The sequence below is a fragment of the Roseiflexus sp. RS-1 genome, assembly GCF_000016665.1.
GTDB lineage: Bacteria > Chloroflexota > Chloroflexia > Chloroflexales > Roseiflexaceae > Roseiflexus.
This window is the reverse complement of record NC_009523.1, coordinates 4568092-4588463: the sequence shown is the minus strand read 5'-3', so window position 1 is coordinate 4588463 and position 20372 is coordinate 4568092. Positions and strand designations below refer to the sequence as shown.

13 protein-coding genes are annotated in these 20372 nt (G+C 62.0%); 4 read left to right on the top strand and 9 right to left on the bottom strand.

Annotated elements, in window-relative coordinates; all coding sequences use genetic code 11:
- Positions 1-1173 precede the first annotated feature (1173 nt).
- From mtnP to tig, 4 genes are read right to left on the bottom strand one after another with little or no spacing between them, the layout of a single operon-like run.
- On the bottom strand, positions 1174-2070 hold the full coding sequence (gene mtnP / locus ROSERS_RS18885) for an S-methyl-5'-thioadenosine phosphorylase (RefSeq protein ID WP_011958361.1): 897 nt from the start codon (positions 2068-2070) through the stop codon (positions 1174-1176).
- 18 nt (positions 2071-2088) lie between these two features.
- The gene (gene clpX / locus ROSERS_RS18880) at positions 2089-3399 is read right to left on the bottom strand and encodes an ATP-dependent Clp protease ATP-binding subunit ClpX (RefSeq protein WP_011958360.1); all 1311 of its coding nucleotides are present in this window, start codon (positions 3397-3399) and stop codon (positions 2089-2091) included.
- A gap of 18 nt (positions 3400-3417) precedes the next feature.
- Positions 3418-4077 (bottom strand): ATP-dependent Clp protease proteolytic subunit, encoded by a 660-nt coding sequence (locus tag ROSERS_RS18875; RefSeq protein WP_011958359.1) that lies wholly within the window; start codon positions 4075-4077, stop codon positions 3418-3420.
- A 3-nt stretch (positions 4078-4080) separates the two neighbouring features.
- Positions 4081-5700, bottom strand: coding sequence for a trigger factor (tig, locus tag ROSERS_RS18870; RefSeq protein ID WP_011958358.1), 1620 nt, complete (start codon positions 5698-5700; stop codon positions 4081-4083).
- 244 nt (positions 5701-5944) lie between these two features.
- Between tig and mfd the strand changes: the two genes are divergently transcribed.
- Positions 5945-9742, top strand: coding sequence for a transcription-repair coupling factor (gene mfd, locus ROSERS_RS18865; protein ID WP_011958357.1), 3798 nt, complete (start codon positions 5945-5947; stop codon positions 9740-9742).
- 30 nt (positions 9743-9772) lie between these two features.
- Here mfd and ROSERS_RS27200 read toward each other — a convergent pair whose 3' ends face one another.
- Positions 9773-11572: a serine/threonine-protein kinase gene (locus ROSERS_RS27200; protein WP_011958356.1), complete on the bottom strand. Its 1800-nt coding sequence runs from the start codon at positions 11570-11572 to the stop codon at positions 9773-9775.
- Between the two features lie 167 nt (positions 11573-11739).
- On the opposite strand from ROSERS_RS27200, the gene ROSERS_RS18855 reads away from it, so the two are divergent.
- From ROSERS_RS18855 to ROSERS_RS24390, 3 genes are all read left to right on the top strand, one after another.
- Complete coding sequence (locus tag ROSERS_RS18855) at positions 11740-12402, top strand: winged helix-turn-helix domain-containing protein (protein WP_011958355.1); 663 nt, start codon at positions 11740-11742, stop codon at positions 12400-12402.
- Positions 12403-12429: 27 nt separating this feature from the next.
- Complete coding sequence (gene aroA, locus ROSERS_RS18850; RefSeq protein WP_011958354.1) at positions 12430-13731, top strand: 3-phosphoshikimate 1-carboxyvinyltransferase; 1302 nt, start codon at positions 12430-12432, stop codon at positions 13729-13731.
- 231 nt (positions 13732-13962) lie between these two features.
- On the top strand, positions 13963-14322 hold the full coding sequence (locus ROSERS_RS24390; RefSeq protein WP_011958353.1) for a hypothetical protein: 360 nt from the start codon (positions 13963-13965) through the stop codon (positions 14320-14322).
- Between the two features lie 776 nt (positions 14323-15098).
- Here the strand turns inward: ROSERS_RS24390 and ROSERS_RS18835 are convergent.
- From ROSERS_RS18835 to ROSERS_RS18820, 4 genes are all read right to left on the bottom strand, one after another.
- Positions 15099-16064, bottom strand: a complete 966-nt coding sequence (locus tag ROSERS_RS18835; RefSeq protein ID WP_011958352.1) for a GDP-mannose 4,6-dehydratase — start codon at positions 16062-16064, stop codon at positions 15099-15101.
- Between the two features lie 383 nt (positions 16065-16447).
- Positions 16448-18418: a polysaccharide biosynthesis protein gene (locus ROSERS_RS18830; protein ID WP_011958351.1), complete on the bottom strand. Its 1971-nt coding sequence runs from the start codon at positions 18416-18418 to the stop codon at positions 16448-16450.
- Between the two features lie 43 nt (positions 18419-18461).
- Positions 18462-19037 (bottom strand): YdcF family protein, encoded by a 576-nt coding sequence (locus ROSERS_RS18825; protein ID WP_011958350.1) that lies wholly within the window; start codon positions 19035-19037, stop codon positions 18462-18464.
- Between the two features lie 92 nt (positions 19038-19129).
- A complete protein-coding gene (locus tag ROSERS_RS18820) occupies positions 19130-20341 on the bottom strand; it encodes a DegT/DnrJ/EryC1/StrS family aminotransferase (RefSeq protein ID WP_011958349.1) in 1212 nt (403 codons plus the stop codon).
- Positions 20342-20372 lie beyond the last annotated feature (31 nt).

Sequence of the window (20372 nt, the reverse complement as noted above, 5' to 3'; positions counted from 1 at the left end):
CCGCATAGGCGGTCGCCCGGCGCGAAGCGTCCGCTCAGGCGCGGTTTCAACCGCATGCCTGAGCGGTTACCTCAGTTCAGCGATTGAAATCGCCTCTGGAAGGCTTTTCGCCGGGCGTCCACCTGCGTGGACGCCACCACGGCGACCGCCTAGGCGGTCGCCCGGCGCGAAGCGTCCGCTCAGGCGCGGTTTCAACCGCATGCCTGAGCAGTTACCTCAGTTCAGCGCTTGCAATCGCCTCTGGAAGGCTTTTCGCCGGGCGTCCACCTGCGTGGACGCTGCCACGGCGACCGCCTAGGCGGTCGCCCGGCGCGAAGCGTCCTCCTAGCGGTTTCAACCGCATGCCTGAGCTCAGGCTGCCTGGCGTTCAGCGATTGAAATCGCCTCTGGAAGGCTTTTCGCCGGGCGTCCACCTGCGTGGACGCCACCACGGCGACCGCCTAGGCGGTCGCCCGGCGCGAAGCGTCCGCTCAGGCGCGGCTTCAACCGCATGCCTGAGCTCAGGCTGCCTGGCGTTCAGCGATTGAAATCGCCTCTGGAAGGCTTTTCGCCGGGCGTCCACCTGCGTGGACGCTGCCACGGCGACCGCCTAGGCGGTCGCCCGGCGCGAAGCGTCCGCTCAGGCGCGGTTTATGGTCTTTGAATAAATAATCCGGTATAGCCCGCGCAGGCGGGCTTTGCCCTGGTTAGCCGAGGGCTTCAGCCCCACGGCTAGCGCGGTATAGCGGAATAAATTCTCAATCTCCATCAACCGCGTGCCTGAGCTGTGGGATCCGGCGACCGGGCAGGAGGTGCGGCGGTTTGTTGGCCATACGGGAACGATTGGCCTCGCGGGGGCGATCGCCTTCATCCCCGATGACAAGCGCGTGCTCACCACCAGCACCGATGGCGCCGCACGCCTGTGGGACGTCGAGATCGCCGATACGGTCGCCGATCTCTGTTCTCGCCTGCAGCGTGACTTCACCCCGAGGAGCGTGCGCAGTACGGCATTCCCGACGATGGACCGACCTGTGCGGAGCAGGCAGGGCGATAATTCGCACGCCGCGTCCCAGACTCGCCGGACAGATGCCCCCGGTTGCGCCTGTTGGCACCGTGTGCGTCCGCTGGCAAGAGGGCGCTGGCGCCAGAAAGGGAGCGATTCCCGGTTAGAATCATCGATATCGCAGAAGAAAACTACGCATCCCTGCGCATATACTGCCCGACCAGCAGCTCAACCTGCGCCAGTTTTTCGGGCGGCACAACGGCGGGGTCGGTAATGATCGCGGTCGCCAGCGCGCGGTGCGCCGGGCTATCGAAGCCATCGCCGATCAGGGGGATCACGCGCTGCACCACGTCCTGCGCCAGGCGCGCATTGGCGCGCAGCACCTGCACGACCATTTCGACGGTCACGGCATCGTGCCCGGGATGCCAGCAGTCGTAATCGGTCACCATCGCCAGCATCGCATAGGCGATCTCCGCCTCGCGCGCCAGTTTGGCTTCGGGCAGCGCGGTCATGCCGATCAGGTCATGCCCGCGACGCCGGTTCTCTTCACTTTCTGCGAGCGTGCTGAACTGTGGACCCTCCATCACCACCAGCGTCCCGCCGCGATGCACCGTCGCGCCGGCAGCGCGCGCCGCCTGCTCCAGACGATCAGAAAGCCCGGCGTCGAACGGGCGGTCGAACTGCACATGCACCACAAGCCCCCCGCCGAAAAACGTGTCGGGGCGATGTCCTTTGGTGCGGTCGTACAACTGGTCAGGGATGACGATGTGCCCGGGGGCATACTCTTCGCGCAGGCTGCCGACGGCGCTCACGGCGATCAGGTAGCGAACGCCGAGCATGCGGAAACCATAGATATTGGCGCGATTCGGAACTTCGCTCGGCGAAAAGCGGTGACCGACGCCGTGACGCGGCAAAAACGCGACACGACGCCCGGCGATGGTTCCAATGACATACGCGTCGCTCGGCGCGCCAAACGGGGTCTCCAGCGTCACACGCTCGACGTCGGCAAGCCCCTCCATGGCGTACAATCCGCTCCCGCCAATGACGCCGATTGTCGCGCGCGGTTCCGTGGGTTGCGGCGCGGTCATAGGTTTCTCCAGGGAACGTTACACAGCCTCGTCCATGCGTCGGCGGTACTCCTGCCGTTCAGCGGAGCGCGGCACCAGGATCGGGTGCCCGCGCCCTTCGACCACTTCGGCGTTGATGATGCAACGCCCGATGTGCTCCTGCGAAGGCACTTCGTACATCACGTCGAGCAGGATCTCCTCAACGATCGTGCGCAGCGCGCGCGCGCCCGTCTTTGATCTGAGCGCCCGCTCCGCAATCGCTTCAAGCGCGTCGGGCGTGACCTCGAGTTCAACGTGGTCGAGGGCGAGCATCTTCTGGTACTGCTTGATGATCGCATTGCGCGGCTCGGTCAGAATGCGGATCATTGCCTGCTTATCGAGCGGATCGAGCGCCGCGACAACCGGAAGCCGCCCGACGAATTCGGGGATGAAACCGTAGCGCAGCAGGTCATCCGGCGTGACCTGCGACAGCAACGATGCCGGAGCATCGGAAGACTCGCCAGCGTGGAAGCCGATGCTGCGCTTGCCGCCGATGCGCTGGCTGATGATTTTGTCGAGACCCTCGAAGGCGCCGCCGCAGATGAAGAGCACGTGGGTCGTATCGAACGAAATATACTCCTGCTGCGGATGTTTGCGACCGGGAACCGGCGGCACATGCGCCACGCACCCTTCGAGAATCTTCAGCAACGCCTGTTGCACCCCTTCGCCCGACACATCGCGCGTAATCGACGGATTATCACTCTTGCGCGCAATTTTATCGATCTCATCGATGTAGATGATCCCGGTCTGCGCGCGTTCGATATCACCTTCGGCAGCCTGGATCAACCGCAGGAGAATGTTTTCGACATCCTCGCCGACGTACCCTGCCTCGGTCAGCGCGGTGGCATCGGCGATAGCGAAGGGAACATCGAGCACTCGCGCCAGCGTCTGCGCCAGCAACGTCTTTCCGCTGCCGGTCGGACCGATCAGCAAAATATTGCTCTTGCCGATCTCGACATCATCAGCATTCTGCCCGGCGCGGAGGCGCTTGTAGTGGTTATAGACCGCCACCGATAGCACCACTTTTGCGCGATCCTGCCCGATGACATACTGATCGAGCCATTCGCGCAGGCGGCGCGGCGTGGGCAGGCGCGCCGGCAGGCTGGCGGAGGAACGTCGGGTCGACGGGCGTGTCCCGGTTTCTTCGGCGATGATCGCGCTGCACAGCGCGACGCACTCATCGCAGATAAACACATTGCCGGGACCGGCGATCAGGCGCTGCACCTCTTCCTGTCCCCGTCCACAGAACGAACAGAGGTATGCACCGCGATTATTCGACGAATTTGCGTTACCGCTGCGTGTGCGAGACATACGCGCTCCTGTAGCCGTTCAGCGGCGCTCGCCGGCAGCCGGCAGATCTTCACGGGTCAAAATCTCGTCGATGATACCATACTCTTTTGCCTGTTGCGGATCCATGAACAGGTCGCGGTCGAAGTCGCGCGCGATGCGTTCGAGCGGCTGACCGGTATCCTTCGCCAGCAGTTCGCGGATCAACTGTTGCTCGCGCAGCAACTCGCGCGCCATAATCTCGACGTCGGGCGCGTAACCGCGCGCACCGCCACCCGCCGGATGCATATGGATCGTCGAATGCGGCAGGCTGTAGCGCTTGCCTTTCGCGCCGCCAGCCAGGATCGGCGTCGCCATGCTGCCCGCCATGCCGACGCAAACCGTCGCCACATCGGGGCGAATGACCTGCATGGTGTCGTAGATCGCCAGACCGGCCGTGATCGAACCGCCGGGGCTGTTGATGTAGAGCCAGATATCGCGATCCGGGTCTTCGTGTTCGAGGAACAGCAACTGCGCGACGATCAGGTTGGCGATCTGATCATCGATCGGCGTACCAAGCAGAATCACGCGCTCTTTCAGCAACCGTGAGTAGATATCGTATGCGCGCTCGCCGCGATTGGTGCTCTCGACCACCATCGGGATGAGTGCATCCACGCGCGGCGACGTCCAGTCAATCCGATGATTCGTTTGCCAGATGCCCATAGGTTACTCCGTTCTTGCTTCGGGCGTCGCCACATCGACGACGCTCTGGTTCTCGACCGACTCTCCGTTCTCTTCCTGCGACACGATGGGCGTCTCAGTGGAAACGTCATCGACAGGTGCGCTATTGATATGCGTATCAACCGTTTGCGCCTCACCACCGTCAGCGCTCTCTGGCTCGCTGGCGGCTTCGGGGGACGCTGCCTGCTTAGTGGAAACGTCATCGACAGGCGCGCTATCGATATGCGTATCAACCGTTTGCGCCTCACCACCGTCAGCGCTCTCCGGCTCGCTGGCGGCTTCGGGGGACGCTGCCTGCTCAAACGACGGATCGCCGGTTGCAATGGCAAGAATGCGACGCCGCAGTTTGCGATCAACAATCCCGGCTACGACGAAGGGACGCAACTCTGTTTCCAGCAGGGTGCGCGCACTGTCACGCCGCTCCTCCTCCATACTTGCGACAATGTCTTCAACCTCGCGCGCAATCTCTGATTCGTCCGGCGCAAGACCTTCGGCTTTTGCGATCTCGCGCAATACCAGGCCGCGTTTGGCGCGTTCTTCAGCAACCGGTTTCAACTCCTCGATCAGGTCGTCGCGCTTCTTCCCCTGCGCTGCGTAGATCTGCTCGGCACTGATGCCGTATCGCTCGAACTCTGCCTCGCGCTCGCGCAGGATGCTGTCCGCCTCCCGAACAATCAGGGCATCGGGCAGATCGAAGGTGGTTGCGGCGATTACCTGACGCACATACTCGACAAACACATCATCCTCGGCATTCTTGCGCGCCGCCTCGATCAGTTCATTGCGGGTTTTTTCGCGCAGTTCGTCAAGCGTGCCCTCAAAGTTTTCCAGCGCAGGCAGTTCATCCCATTCCGGCAGAAGTCGCTCCTGAACATCCAGTACGTTGACAACGAAGCGCACGTCCCTGCCGCGAACCCGTTCGTTTTCGTGGTCATCCGACATGCGGACGGTCACATCCACCATAGTGTTGGGCGATACGCCAACCAACGCTTCGTACAGGCCGGGCACGATGCGCTCAGGATCGAGCACCAGGGTGGACTGTGGTATATCCTCGCCCTCGGCGCGTGGATTGAGCGGCTCACCGTCCACAAATGTTTCAATCTGAACGGTCAACTGATCGCCGGGCTGCGCCGGGCGAGGTTCATCGAGCGCCCGCAACACGACATGCCGGTCACGGCGGATCTCCATCGCGTGATTAACCGTTTCGTCGGTCACCTCTTCGATTTCGAGCGGCACGTGGATGGCGCGATAATCGGGCAAAACAACGGTTGGCGCGACCGGTACTTCAACGGTAAAACGGTACGGCGCTTCGGTCAGGTTGACATCGGTCAGGTGCGCCTGGGCATACGGCTCGATCCCTTCCTGCTTGAGCGCATCCTGGAACGCCTTCTGGATCAGGTCGTCGGACGCCTCTTCGAGCAGCGCTTCTCGACCGAAGTAGTTTTCAACGATGAAACGAGGCGCTTTGCCTTTACGAAAGCCAGGGATGTTGTATTTTTGCGACATGCGCCGTGCCGCGCGATCCAGCGCCTTCTCGATCTGTTGTTTGTCCAGTTCAACGGTGAGTTCGAGAATGCTGCGCGGTTTCTTTTCGGTTGTGACCTTCACCGATAGTACTCCAGGGGCTAGAAAAGTAAAGCAATTCTTGTGTATTATAGCACGAAGGAGCGTGCGCGCAACGTTGCGGCTTTGCGCTGCGGCGCGCTTCATGGTATAACACCTTCAGCATCGCTGCGCAGGGCTGAAGCGGTTCTTTCCAGGTTTCTACGCCCCCCAGCCTGCGAACGGATGTGACATTTTCCGTAGGGAGCCGGTCACGCGACTGCGCTCCGTTTCTGTGTTGGTGTCCGTGATGTCAGTGACCACCTGTGCTACTGTGCTTGCAGAAATCACCGCCATTGCGCCAGTGCAGGACCTGATTGCAACGCTGCACGCTCATCGGGGGGCGCGCCTGCATATCGCGCCGACGCCAGGCGCAGCGCGGACGCCGCTGGTTGCCGCCTTTACCCTCCAGGGCGTTGCGCCGCTGCTGTACCTTGTGGGCACAACCGATGCGGCGCTGCGCGCGCATGAAGATCTGCGGCAGTGGATCGGCACAGATCGGGTATTCCTGTTTCCGGCGAGCGATGCGCTTCCGTATGAGCATATGTCAACCGGCGCCGACATTCTGACGGCGCGGTTGCGTGTGCTGCATCGCCTGGCGGCGTTCAACGCCGGCGATGTGGATGTGGCGCCGTTCGTGATCGTCGCTCCGGTCAAAGCGTTGATGCAGCCATCGCTGACGCCCGATGAACTGCGCGATGCCAGTGTGCGCCTGGAGCGGGGCATGGCGTATGCGCTCGATGATCTGATCGAACGGTTGATCGCTATGGGGTATCGGTACGCGCCGACGGTCGAGGAGCCGGGCGAAGTCAACCGGCGCGGCGGCATCATCGATGTGTTTTCGCCGGGGGATGATCTTCCGCTGCGGATTGAGTTCTTTGGCGATGAGATCGATAGTCTGCGGCGGTTCGATCCGCTGACGCAGCGCAGCGAGGCGCAGATCCGCGCTGCGATCATCGGTCCGCCGCACGAGTTCCCGCTGTGGCGACGCGATGTTGCGCTGGAACGAATGCGCGCTATCGATACGTCGATGCTGCGGCACGAAGCGCTCGATGAGTGGTTGCAGGCGTTCGATCACATCAGGAATGGGGAGCGCTTCGAGGGGCGCGCGCTGTTTGCACCATTCTTCCGCGATAACCCGCAGGCGCCGGGTACACTGCTGCACCATCTGCCGCCAGGGGCGCCGGTGGTTCTCAGCGAGGCGCTGCTGCTGGCGCAGCACGCAACCGAACTTGATCAGCAGGCGGAAACGCGCCGCCGTCAGCAGATCGATGCTGGCGAATTGCCAGCAGCCTTCCCGCGCCCCTATCTCCGCTGGCACGAACTGATGGCTCTGGCGGAAGCGCACACGCTGGTGAATCTCAGCAACAACGAACATCCGTTCTGGGATGTACTGCTGTCCGATCCTGCACCGCTTCCACCATCCTTTTCATTCGGGGAACAGAACGGCAATCCTGCGCCATTGACCGACACCCGCAACGTACACCCCTCCGAAGACCGCTTCCGGGTTCATCTCCTGCCAGAACGCCTGTTTGCGCCTGCCGAACTGTTCGGCGGACAGATCCGGCGATTGGTTGACGATGTCGTCGAGCGACTGCGCGCCGGTGAGCGGGTGGTTCTCATCACGCCTCAGGCGGCGCGGTTGCAGGAACTCGTCACAGAAGCGTTGCAGCGCGATGCATCGGATGGTGTGGAGAACGTTGTATCCGGGTTGACTGTTCTCCACGGTACGCTTGACGAAGGCTTCCGTATGCCAGCGCTCAACCTGACCCTCTACAGCGACACCGAGATTTTCGGTTGGCGGCAGCGACGCATCATTGCCGATCGTCGCCGTCGCCATGATCGCCGCGCAGAAGACCGCGCCGCCTTTCTGCGCGGATTGAAACCGGGCGATTATGTGGTGCATATCGAGCATGGCATTGCCGTCTATGAAGGATTGATACGACGAAGCGTCGGCGGCATCGAGCGCGACTACCTGAATCTGCGGTATGCCGAAGGCGACCGGCTCTACGTGCCGGTCGATCAGATCGATCGCGTGTCGCGCTACATTGGCGCGGGCGATGTCGAACCGCAACTCACCCGCCTGGGCACGCAGGACTGGGAACGCGCCAAGCGCAAGGCGCGCGCGGCTGTGCAGGATCTGGCGGAAGAGTTGATCACCCTCTATGCGCAACGTCAACTGGCGGAGGGGCACGCCTTCAGCCCGGATACCGAATGGCAACGCGAACTCGAAGCCAGTTTCCCCTATGTCGAAACGCCCGACCAGCTCAAAGCGATCATCGATGTCAAACGCGATATGGAGCAGCCGCAACCGATGGATCGTCTGGTCTGCGGCGATGTCGGGTTTGGTAAGACGGAAGTGGCGCTGCGGGCGGCGTTCAAAGCGGTGCAGGACGGTAAACAGGTGGCAGTGCTGGCGCCAACCACCGTGCTGGTGCAGCAGCACTACGACACCTTCAGCCGGCGCATGGCGGCATTCCCGGTCAGGATCGATATGATTTCCCGCTTTCGTTCGGCAAAGGAGCAGAGCGAGATTGTCCAGCGCCTGGCGCGCGGCGAAATCGACATCATTATCGGCACCCACCGTCTGCTCTCGAAAGATGTGGTCTTCAAAGACCTGGGACTGCTGGTGATCGACGAGGAGCAGCGCTTCGGCGTGCGCCACAAAGAGCGTATCAAACAGTTGCGCACCAATGTGGATGTTCTGACCCTGACGGCAACGCCGATCCCGCGCACGCTCCACATGGCGCTGGCAGGCATCCGCGATCTCAGCATCATCGATACGCCGCCGGAGGACCGTATTCCGATCAAAACCTACGTGTTGCCCTACGACGAACGCCTGATCCGTGAAGCCATTCTGCGTGAACTCGACCGCGGCGGACAGGTCTACTTCGTGCACAATCGGGTGCAGAGCATCTACTATGTTGCCGACCGGCTGCGCCGGTTAGTGCCGGAAGCCCGGATTGCCGTCGGGCACGGGCAACTTGAGGAACATCAACTGGAACGGGTGATGCTCGACTTTTTCACCGGCAGAGATGATGTGCTGGTCTGCACGACGATCATCGAGAGCGGATTGGACGTGCCCAACGCCAACACGATTATCATCGACGACGCCACCAATTTTGGTCTGGCGCAGTTGTACCAGTTGCGCGGTCGGGTCGGGCGGAGCACCCAGCGCGCCTATGCATATCTATTCTACAAGTCGGAACGTCCTTCGACGCCGGAGGCGCAGGAGCGATTACGGGCAATTCAGGAAGCGACCGAACTCGGCGCAGGGTTCCGTATCGCCATGCGCGATCTTGAGATTCGCGGCGCAGGAAACCTGCTGGGTGCTGAGCAGAGCGGACATATCGCCGCAGTTGGCTTTGATCTCTACTCGCGTCTGCTTGAGCAGGCGGTGCGCACGCTGAAACAGCGGTTGATCGCAACGAACTTTATCACCGGCACAGACGCAATGCGCACATCCCCAGGCGCGCCAGCGCAACCTTCCGACGGGCAGACGCCGCCGCCTGCACGTTCGTCCGTTCCCTCCAGACGACCGGCGGTACGGGTGGATGAAAAGGTGCTGATCTCGCCGCTGGTCACGCTCGATCTCCCGCTCGACGCTTACCTGCCGGTCGATTACATTCCTGATGATCGGGTGCGGCTGGCGGTGTACCAGCGTATGGCGGAAGCGCAAACGCCAGAAGCAGTGCGCGACCTGCGCCAGGAACTGCGTGACCGGTTCGGAGAACTGCCAGAGCCAGCAGATCAACTGCTGATCTGGTTGCGCATCAAGGCGCTGGCGCTGGCTGCCGGTGTGACATCGGTCGTCACCACCGATGCCGAGTTTATCATTCGCCTGCCGGAAGGGAACGATCAGGCGCGATCAAGACTGGAGCGGCGCTTCGCCCGCGCCAGAGGCATACGTATCGGACCGCAGTTTGTGCGTCTTGACCGGCGTGTGCATAACGCAGGCGGCGATCCGGCGTGGATCGAGGTTATGTGTGATGTGCTGGCGGTATTGGGGGAAGGGAAGACGGTTGAAGGTCAGGGGGTTGAACGTTGAACGTTCGCCTCGCAAAGCAGACGCCGATCATCAACCGGGTGGCGGTGAAGCGGTTGGCGATGCTTCCGGCGAAGGCGAAGGAACGGTCGGCGATGCTTCCGGCGTGGACGAAGGTGTTGGCGAAGCAGTGACGTCCGCTGGCGGCGTCCCGGTAGTCGCCGAACCAGTCGTGACGGTCGGCGTGACACCGGATGTTGGCGTAACCGTGACGGTCGGCGTGAGATCTGAACCCGGCGTTGTCGTTGCGCCGGGAGTCGGAGTTGCGGTAGCGCCAGGCGTCGCCGTTGGCGTGGCAGTGCCCGCTGTGGCAGTGACCGTCGACGTCGCTTCGGGCGTACCGGTTGCCGATGGTGTCGCCTGTGTCGGTGTCGCCGTTGGTGGTTCAGGAGTATCCGTCGGCGTCTCCGTTGGCGTCTCCGTCGGCGGTTCGGGGGTTGCCGTCGGCGGAGGCGGGGGCGGGGGCGGGGGTGGCGGCGGAGGCACGAACACCGGCGCCTGGGTTGGCGGTACAGGAGTTGGCGGTTCCGGCGTGGGGGTATCGGTTGGCGCCGGTGTTGGCGTAAAGGTGGGCGAGGGCGCTGGCGTCCAGGTTGGCGGCAGCGGCGGCGTTTCGGTCAGCATGACCGTCACCGGCGGCGGAGCAGGTTGCGCCTGCCCGGAAGCGCCGAACACCCCTGCGCCAAAGAGCGCTGCGATCAGCGCCACAACGATAACCCCGGCGCTCATTGGAGCGACGATTGACCAGCGGATGCCACGTTGTTCGGGCAGAGGACGCAACGACGTCCCTGATGATACGCCGCGATCCGGGGTGAAACGGAGCGGCGGACGTTGGGGCGGAGCGCCGATCGGCGTCTGATCGCCTCGCAGTGACACAACCTGATCCACCCTGCCGGATACCGGGCGCACAGCCGGACCGTTGATGGTTGCCGACGACGGCGCCGCGCGGTGCGGAACAGCGCGTGGCAGTGCCAGATCGGCGATTTCCTGCTGCAACGCGGGTGCAACGTTATGACGTCGGGCAACGATCCGCAATGCTTCGACAAACGCCGCGCCACTGCCAAAACGCTGTTCGGGGCGCTTCGCAAGCGCGCGCGCCAGCACCAGATCGAGTTCCGGCGGCTCCTGGGGCGCAATCGACGAGGGGGGCGGCGGCGGCGATTGCACATGCGCCATGATCAACTGCGGCGTTGCGCCGGAGAAGGGCACAACGCCGGTGATCATCTCATAGGTGACAATTGCCAGCGAATAGAGGTCGCTCCGTCCATCGACGCGCTGCGCCGACGCCTGTTCCGGCGAAATATACTCCGGCGTTCCCATAAAAATGCCGGTGCGCGTGAGACGCTCGCCATCCGGCGCCTGCGCAATGCCGAAGTCGGTCAGCAGCACGCGCCCTTCAATATCGATCAGGATGTTGTGCGGCTTGACATCGCGATGCACCGCTCCCTGGGCATGCGCATGGTCGAGCGCATCGGCGACCGGAGCGATAATGCTGATAGCGATTGCCAGCCCCAGAGCGCCACGCTCGCGGATGATCGCGTGCAACGTTCGCCCGCGCACATATTCCATTGCGATGTAGCGTAAACCATTCGCTTCACCGATGTCGTACACGGTAACGATGTTGGGGTGGCGGAGGTTGGCAACTGTTATCGCTTCGCGTTCAAAACGCCGCTCGAACTCCGGGTCGAGCGCGAGATGCGGCGCCAGGACCTTGAGCGCAACGGTGCGCTTCAGCGAGGTGTCGAAAGCGCGATAGACGCGCGCCATGCCGCCGCGCCCGATCTCTTCCTGCACCAGATAGCGACCAAGGTGTTGACCGATGAGACGGGTCATTGCCGCTCCCGCACCGTGCCGACGCGCGCCCGAAATCCGCCCTTCGCTCGTCTTGTCACTGTTTCGCCGTCAATGGTATAATCGCTTACAGTACCCGACGATGATTGTACCACATCACGCGCCGGTGGCACAGATGGCGTCAATGTGACGGAATTCGGAGGCTATCCATGCAGTCGGGACCTGTACCGATCCTGGTTATCAGGCGTCAGGATGCTGCAACCATTCAGATCGAATGGGATCGTCCGATCCTCACGCTGGGTCGTGACCCGGCAAATGATATTGTGATCGATCACCCGCTCGCATCGCGCCGCCATGCGCGTCTTGAGCGTGATGAAAGCGGATATCTGATCCGCGACCTTGATAGCACAAATGGAACCTATGTCAATGGCGAGCGTATTGAGGGCGTCCAGACGTTGCACAACCAGGATCGCATCTGGATCGCCGATGCTGAGATTGTGTTCAACGACCCCGAAGCGACCCAGAAAGGTCCACTGCCGCTAGAGATTCTTAAGCGGGTACGCTCGCACGAAGAGGCGCTGCGCGTCGATAGTCGCGCCAAGGAGGTCTATATTCACGGCAAACTCCTCGATCCGCCGCTGACGGTGAAGGAGTTCCAGTTGCTCGAATTGCTCTACACCCATAAAGGTCAGGTGTTGAGCAAGGACGAGATCGCCAGGAATGTGTGGGATTATGAAGTGTACGATTACAATGCCATCGATGCGCTGGTCTACCGCCTGCGCCAGCGGATCGAATCCGATCCCGGCAATCCGCGCTTTGTTGTGACCGTCCGTGGGTTCGGGTATAAACTGGTCACTCAGCCAGACCAGTGATGAGTTACGATCCGAACGTGGCAAGCAATGATGATATACAGCATCACTCCTCCGCATCGATTACGCGGCATTATTGATCTCCCAGGCGATAAGTCGATCTCGCATCGGGCGATTCTGTTGAATGCAGTTGCTGCTGGCAGCGCTGAGATTACGAATTTTCTCACCGGCGCGGATTGCCTCTCGACCATTGCCTGTGTTCAGGCGCTCGGCGTGCACATCGAACGCCAGGGAACCACGGTGCGCGTCGATGGCGCGGGGTTGCGCGGTCTCCGCGAGCCGGTCGATGTGCTGGACTGCGGCAACTCCGGCACGACGCTGCGCCTGCTGGCGGGCATGATCGCCGGGCAGGAGGGCATGTTTGCCGTGCTCACCGGCGACTCGTCGCTCCGCTCACGTCCGCAGCAGCGCATTGTTGCGCCGCTGCGCGCCCTCGGCGCCAGCCTCGACGGTCGGCAGCAGGGCAACTGCGCGCCGCTGGCGGTACGCGGCGCACACCTGCACGGCGGCGCATACGAACTGCCAATTGCGTCGGCACAGGTCAAGAGCGCGCTGCTGCTGGCAGCGCTGTTCGGCGATGCGCCGCTGACGCTGACTGGTCGTACCGATGGGCGGGACCATACCGAGCGTATGCTGGCAGCGATGGGAGTTGAGATCACGGTCAATACGCCGGTCATCCGTCTGACGCCGCCAGCACACTCCGATGCACTGCGTCCGCTATCGCTCCGGGCGCCGGGTGATCCGTCATCGGCGGCTTTCTGGTGGGTCGCGGCAGCCATCCACCCCGACGCCGAATTGACAACCACCGGCGTCTGTCTCAACCCGACGCGCACCGGCGCGCTTGACGCACTACGCGCTATGGGTGCGCAGATCGAGGTGACGAATCAGCGCATCGAGGGGAGTGAACCGGTCGGAGATGTGACCGTGCGTTCGTCACAGTTGCGTGGCATCACCATTGAAGGCGCGCTAATCCCGCGTCTGATCGATGAACTGCCGGTTCTGGCGCTCGCTGCAGCGTGCGCAGAAGGTGAAACGATCATTCGTGACGCCCAGGAACTGCGTGTCAAAGAGACTGATCGCATTGCAACGGCGGCGTCGGGTCTGACGGCGCTCGGTGCAACGGTGGAGCCAACCAGTGATGGCATGGTCATTTCAGGGGGCGCGCGTCTACGCGGCGCTTCGCTCGACAGCCATGGCGATCATCGCCTGGCGATGACATGGGCTATCGCCGGGCTTGTGGCATCTGGCGAAACGACGCTGCGCGGCGCCGGGGCGGTCGATGTGTCGTATCCGGAGTTCTGGGGCGTCCTGGCGCGCGTTGCAGAACGATAGTGATGTGCGAGGCGCAATCTGACACCGCTCTATACCCATCAGATCGAGATCTACACCACCAGCCTGGTCATTGCAGGGGCATATGATCTCACCATCTATCGGCGCGTCAGTGACGCGATCAACGGTGAACAGCGCCGCTACCTCACCCTGCGTGACGCGACGATCGTACCGCTGGGGCATCATCCCACAACACAGCGCCTGCCGCAACTCCTCTGCGACCGATCAGAGGCGGTGCTGGTCGCAACCCTGACAGAAGCGCCGCCGCCACCCGATTACCCGCTGGAAGAACAACGCCGGGAGGTTGTACCGTTGACAGTGATGTTCTTCACGACTGCCTTCGTCGTTCGCGGGACGTGTTATGTCCGTCCGGGTCTGACGCTGACCGAGGCGCTTGAGCGACTCATGGAGGATTTTCTGCCGCTGCGCAGTGTGCAGATCTTCCCGATCGCCGGCGGCACGCCGATACCACGCGATTTTGCCGCCTTAGCGCGGGACAAAATTGTCGCCTTCTACCAGATCGCAGCGCTTCCGACGCCTGCCCCGCCAGCTGCCGCAGAACCGGAGGAGCCAGTCTCCGCACCGCAGGGATAAACCTCGCGCCTCCGTGTGGGTACGCCAGCGTCGCGCCCGCATGCCGGGTGCGCGGGCGTCGCGCCCGCATACAGCGATGCGACCTATAGAGTCATTTAGAGCAGTTCTCACAGAGGCTGAACCGATTGGACAAAGTTGAGCACTCTCCAGACGACCGCAACGAACATCGCGCCCCCACGCGGCGACCGAAATATAAACCGGTATTCGCCATTGCCGTGGGGCTGATGGAGATTGAGCATTAAGTCCGGTATGCGCCTCTCGCCGTCGGGCTGAAGCCCTCGGCCAGGCAAGGCGAAGCCCGCCTGCATGGGCTATAGCGGAATAATTACTCAACGACCATAATTTCGGTCTACACTCCGCTGGACGCGGGCATCTCGTGCGACACGGCATGGCGCATCGCGGCAGAGTCGTCGGGGTACGGCATGCCGCGTCGCGGCAGAGTCGTCGGGGCACGGCATGCCGTGCCCCGACCCCGACACCTCACCCTTTCAAGGGTAGAGTTCTTGGGAGAGATGTGCGGTTTGCTGCATTCCCACGCCTTTTGCCCCTCATCCCCCCAACCCCCTTCTCCCACAAGGGGAGAAGGGGGAGTTTGGGCGTCAGGACAACCAAAACGAGAGAAGGAACGCAGGGTCTTCCTAAAAACCTACCCCTGTAAGCATCCCCCCTGCCCCCTTCTCCCACAAGGGGAGAAGGGGGAGTTTGGGCGTCCTGATGCCTGAAACGGGAGATGGCACGCAAGGGCTTCCCCAAAAACCTACCCCCGTGAGGACACCTCACCCCCCCGTAGCGATCCGCTCCCGCCAGTACGCCATCAACTCCTCCACCATCATTGGCACATCGATCTGGGGCGCCCATCCCGTCGCCTGCCGCAGTTTCGTATTGTCGCCCACGAGCAGCGGCTCATCCGACGGGCGCAGGCGCGACGGATCGATGCGGACTTCCGTTGCAACGCGACCAGACCGTTGCACCAGCGCAACAATATCGCCGATGCGCGTTGCCACACCTGAGCAGAGATTGTAGATTTCACCTGACACGCTATGGTCGAGCAACAGCCAGAGCGCGTGCGCCACATCGCGCGTATGGGTAAAATCACGCCGCGCCTCCAGATTGCCGACGTATATGACCGGTTCCTGACGATCATGCTCGATCAGCGCCATCTGACGGCAGAATGTCTGAATGGCGCACCGGTCGCCCTGGTGCGGACCAACGTGATTGAATGAACGGGTGACGACAACGTGTAAACCGTAGTTGGCAGCGTACTGCAAGCCGCTCAATCCGGCTGCGACCTTGCTCACGCCATAGGGACTGAGGGGACGGGTGGGATGCGTTTCGCGGATCGGCGTCTCTTCTGGACGTACCCAGCCGTACTCGGCGCTGGTGCCGGCGATATGCACCCGCGCGCGTGGCGCATAACGGCGCACCGCCTCCAGCAGGTTGATCGTTCCCTCGACATTGGTGCGCATGGTAACAACCGGCGCATCCCACGACTCGCTGGGATAACTCTGCGCTGCCAGATGGTACACGCGCTCCGGCGCCGCCCGTTCCACCGCACGCGCCACCGAGTACGGATCTTCGATGTCTCCCTCGTGCACCGTGATCCGTCCAAGCAGATGCGCAATCGGGCGCGTATCGCTACGCCAGCGTTTGAAAGCGTGCACCTCGACGCCGGGTAATGTCACCAGATAGTCGGCAAGCGCGCTGCCAACCGGACCCGTAATGCCAGTAATGAAAACGCGCACGAATCTGCCTCCCCATGCCTGCGCCGTCTCCAGGTTCTCTAGCGTACCGCGACTCACCGGTTTTGTCCAACTCCAGAGACGGTGTAACTGTTCACACCTGGAGGAACACACACGCCCGGGAGCGAGGGCGTCCCGCCCTCGTCGCGTCTACGAGGGCAAGATACCCTCGCTCCCAGGAGAAATGTGGACACTGACGAGATATTCCGCACCGGCGTTGGGTGCGATCTGATGCCCTGAACTGCGGCAGCACAGGAAGCGACTCCATGCCAGCGTACTGGAGCGCAGCAAGCGACGCACGCTCTCCACAGCGCGGAACACTGCGCCATCCAGAAGCATGCGTCACCCGCAGGAAGGATCATCGTGCGCCGTGGGCGTTCGACCCGCTACGACCCACCCACTGCGAGCGCGCGCAGGCTGGCAGGCTCGAGCGTATGATCGCCGTGCACATCCTCGTGTGGCGTCGATTGACTGCGCTGAACGATGAGACGGAGCAACCGGACGGTGCGTGACGTATCGTCCGACAGAGCCGCCTCTTCAAGATCGGCGATCAGCGCGAGCACATCGGCGGGGACAAGCCGGCTGGCATTCCTGGCAATGAAAATCTTCTCGTGGCTTGTGCGGTCGTACTGCTCGCCGGGCAGGAACAGTTCCTCAAAGAGTTTCTCGCCTGGGCGCAACCCTACAAAGGCGATATCGATGTCGCGCCCTACCTGCAACCCGGAGAGTTCGATCATATCGCGCGCCAGATCGAGAATCTTGACCGGCTCACCCATGTCCAGCGTAAACACCTCGCCGCCCCGACCAAGCGCCGCCGCCTGCAACACCAGTTGCACCGCTTCGGGGATGGTCATGAAATAACGGCGCATCTCTGGATGGGTTACTGTCACCGGTCCGCCGGCGGCAATCTGCTGCTTGAACGTCCACACAACACTGCCGCGACTGCCCAGGACGTTGCCGAAACGCACTGCCATGAACGCCCGACCGCTGACCTTCGCTGCGTGATGCACCAGCAGTTCGGCGGCACGCTTGCTGCTGCCCATGATGCTGGTGGGGTTGACCGCCTTATCGGTCGAGATCATGACGAAGCGTTCAACGCCGGTGACAATTGCGGCATCGAGCAGATTGCGCGTGCCAAGCACATTGTTGGTCACCGCTTCGACGGGGTTGGCTTCCATCAGCGGAACGTGCTTGTGCGCTGCGGCATGGAACACGATCTCCGGACGATACCGCTCGAACACCGCGTGAATGCGCTCGGAGAAGCGAATATCGGCAATCACCGTATGCAGCGTTGGCGTGCGGTATGACCGGCATTGTCCATCACCGTCTACGCTATCCGACTCTCCGCGTGGCGTGTTCAACCACCGGTACAACTCGTTGTGGATGGCGAATACACTGTTTTCACCGTGCCCCAGAATGATCAGGTCAGACGGTTCGTACCGCAGCACGTGGCGACAGATTTCGCTCCCGATCGATCCGCCCCCGCCGGTGACCAGCACGCGCCGCCCACGGATCAGGCGCCCTACCGCCTGCATATCGGTTTGTATCGGCGCGCGGCGGAGCAGGTCTTCGATCTGCACATCGCGGATATGATTGACGCTGAACCGACCATCGACCAGTTCGGCTATTCCGGGGATGATGCGAGCGCGCACACCGGCACGTTCACAGATCGCAACAATCTCACGGATGGTTTTGCCCGGCGCACTCGGCATGGCGATGATCACCTCGTTGATCTGATACTCTGCCGCCAGACGCGGAATATCGTGACGATCACCGAGCACCGGCGCGCCATTGATGCGCACGCCTCGCTTGTGCGGGTTATCATCGACAAAGCCCACAATAACATTATTCTGCCGGGCAAGACGCATACTCTGCACAATCATTGCGCCGGCTTCACCGGCGCCCATGATCAGCGCACGATTACCGCTCTGTCGATGCCAGCGCCGGGGGGAAGGTTGAAATCGCGCGTGCATCATCAGGCGCGGCAATGCGGTCAGTGTCAGCGCGGATAAGACGAAGATCGGCGGGATCGACAACGGGACAACCGGTATCGCTGGAAACAGGGCGCGCCCGATCAGCACCATGCCTTCCAGAACGATCCCGGCGCACACAAGCGCCCACGCCAGCAGACTGAACTCGTGGAACGATGCATAGCGCCAGTACTGGGCATAGACCCGTGTCATCCCAAAGAGCATCAGCACAACAACCGGCGCTGCTCCGGCAAACAGCACGAACGACCGCCAGTGCTCACCCAGATCGAGACGCTCGAGACGTAGTGCATAACTGGCGAACGCCGCAATAGTCAACATCAACACATCGATTGTGCAGAGATGTCCGGCAGGCAATGATCGTGACATATCCTCCTCCTGTTCCACTCCGCGCCGTTGCGCAGCGGAATGCTCAACATGCCCAGGGAGTCACGCCGAATCGCAACAGGTAGTAGATCGTCTTGAGCATTTCACCAGACACGATCCGGCGACCTTCGGGATCACGCCACCAGTTGGACGGCGTGTAGGGCGGATGGCGCGGACCATCGTAGAACGCGACGACGCCGGTACCGGCAAGGTGACGATTAATCACGCACATAGCGCGCCGACTGTGGGGCCACTCGGTAACGATGAGCAGGCGTTGGGCGTGGCGCTCCTGCGCCATGCGAGCAATTTCGCGCCCATCCGCCCAGGTGCTATCGGTCGCCACCGGCACGAATGCTGTTTCGGGAACCCCCTGCTGGAGTGCCAGTCGGCGCGCCTTCTGTAACACGACCGAGCCGCCGGGCAGATCGCCGGTGCGCCAGATCTCCCGCGCCCATCCCTCACGGTAGAGATCGATCGCGTGCTGGTCACGCAACGGGAACCCGCCGCCAAGCACGACAATCGCATCGGCGTGCGCCGGTCGTCCTTCCAGCGCCAGCAGACCGCCCAGCGCTGGCAACCACCACCCGGCGCTGACCGTCAGAGCAGCGATAGTCAAAAGCATTGCGTATCCCAGGCGGGCGGATCGGTGTGACCATTGCAGACGTGTGATTATGCGCAATTGTGATATTCGTTTTTGATCTGTCATCTCACGACTCACGCCACGCCTACCGTATCTTCCGACTGGATCGATTGCACCAGACTGCGGCGCAACTGTTCACACACCATATCGACCTGCGATTCGGTCATCACGCTGGAAAACGGCAGCGCCAGCGACGTATCCCCCAGGCGTTCGGTCACCGGGAAATCGCCCCGGCGGAAACCGAACCGTTTGCGGTAGAACGGTTGCAGATGGATCGGTGTAAAGTACGGACGACTCGGAATACCGCTGGCTGCCAGCAGGCGCATCACTCCATCGCGTCGGGCGGGCGGCTTGATCCGCACTACATAGACGAACCAGCTCATCACCGTGGTCGTATCGCTGATCAGCGGACGTTCGACCAGTTCGAGATCGGCGAGCCGTTCGTTGTACCATGCCGCCACTCGCGCGCGTTTTGCCAGCAACTCGTGGATGCGCTGCATTTGCACACACCCCAGCGCGGCGCTCAACTCGTCGAGCCGATAGTTGAAGCCAAGCCGGGTATGGTTCAACCAGGCGTCGAACACATCACGACCCTGGTTGCGCAGACTGCGCAGCAACACAGCCCATTCTTCGTTGTTGGTGACAATCATGCCCCCTTCGCCGGTGGTGATCTGTTTGTTCGGGTAGAAGGCAAAGACAGCCAGATCGCCCAACGTCCCCGCCGGATGACCGCGATACTCCGAACCAAGCGCCTCGCAGGCATCTTCGATGACCACCAGATTCCGCCGCCGCGCAAGTGCGACGATCGGCGTCATATCCGCTGGTTGACCAAACGCATGCACTGCAAGAATGGCTTTCACCCGACCATAACGACCGTTGCGCAGAGCGGGCGGCAACCAGCGCCGCGCCGCCATCCCGCCGCGCGAGAGATCGCTTATCGCAGCATGCACCTGTTCCGGATCGATATTCCCCGTCAGCGGATCGACATCGACGAAGATCGGGATGCCGCGTTCGTACAGAATGCAGTTTGCCGATGCGATAAACGAAAACGGCGTCGTGACGACCAGATCATATTCGGTAACGCCAGCAGCGATGACGCTCAGATGCAGACCGCTCGTGCCAGAGTTGACTGCAACCCCGTAACGAGCGCCAACAAACGCCGACAGACGTTGCTCGAACTGTTGAACATACGGTCCGATGCTCAAAACCGGCGTGTGCAACGCTTTCATGACAACTTCCCGCTCAGCATCGGTCACATCCGGCGATGACATGGGCACTCTGTCCATATTCTGCTCCCTGGCATGCTCTGCCTTTGTG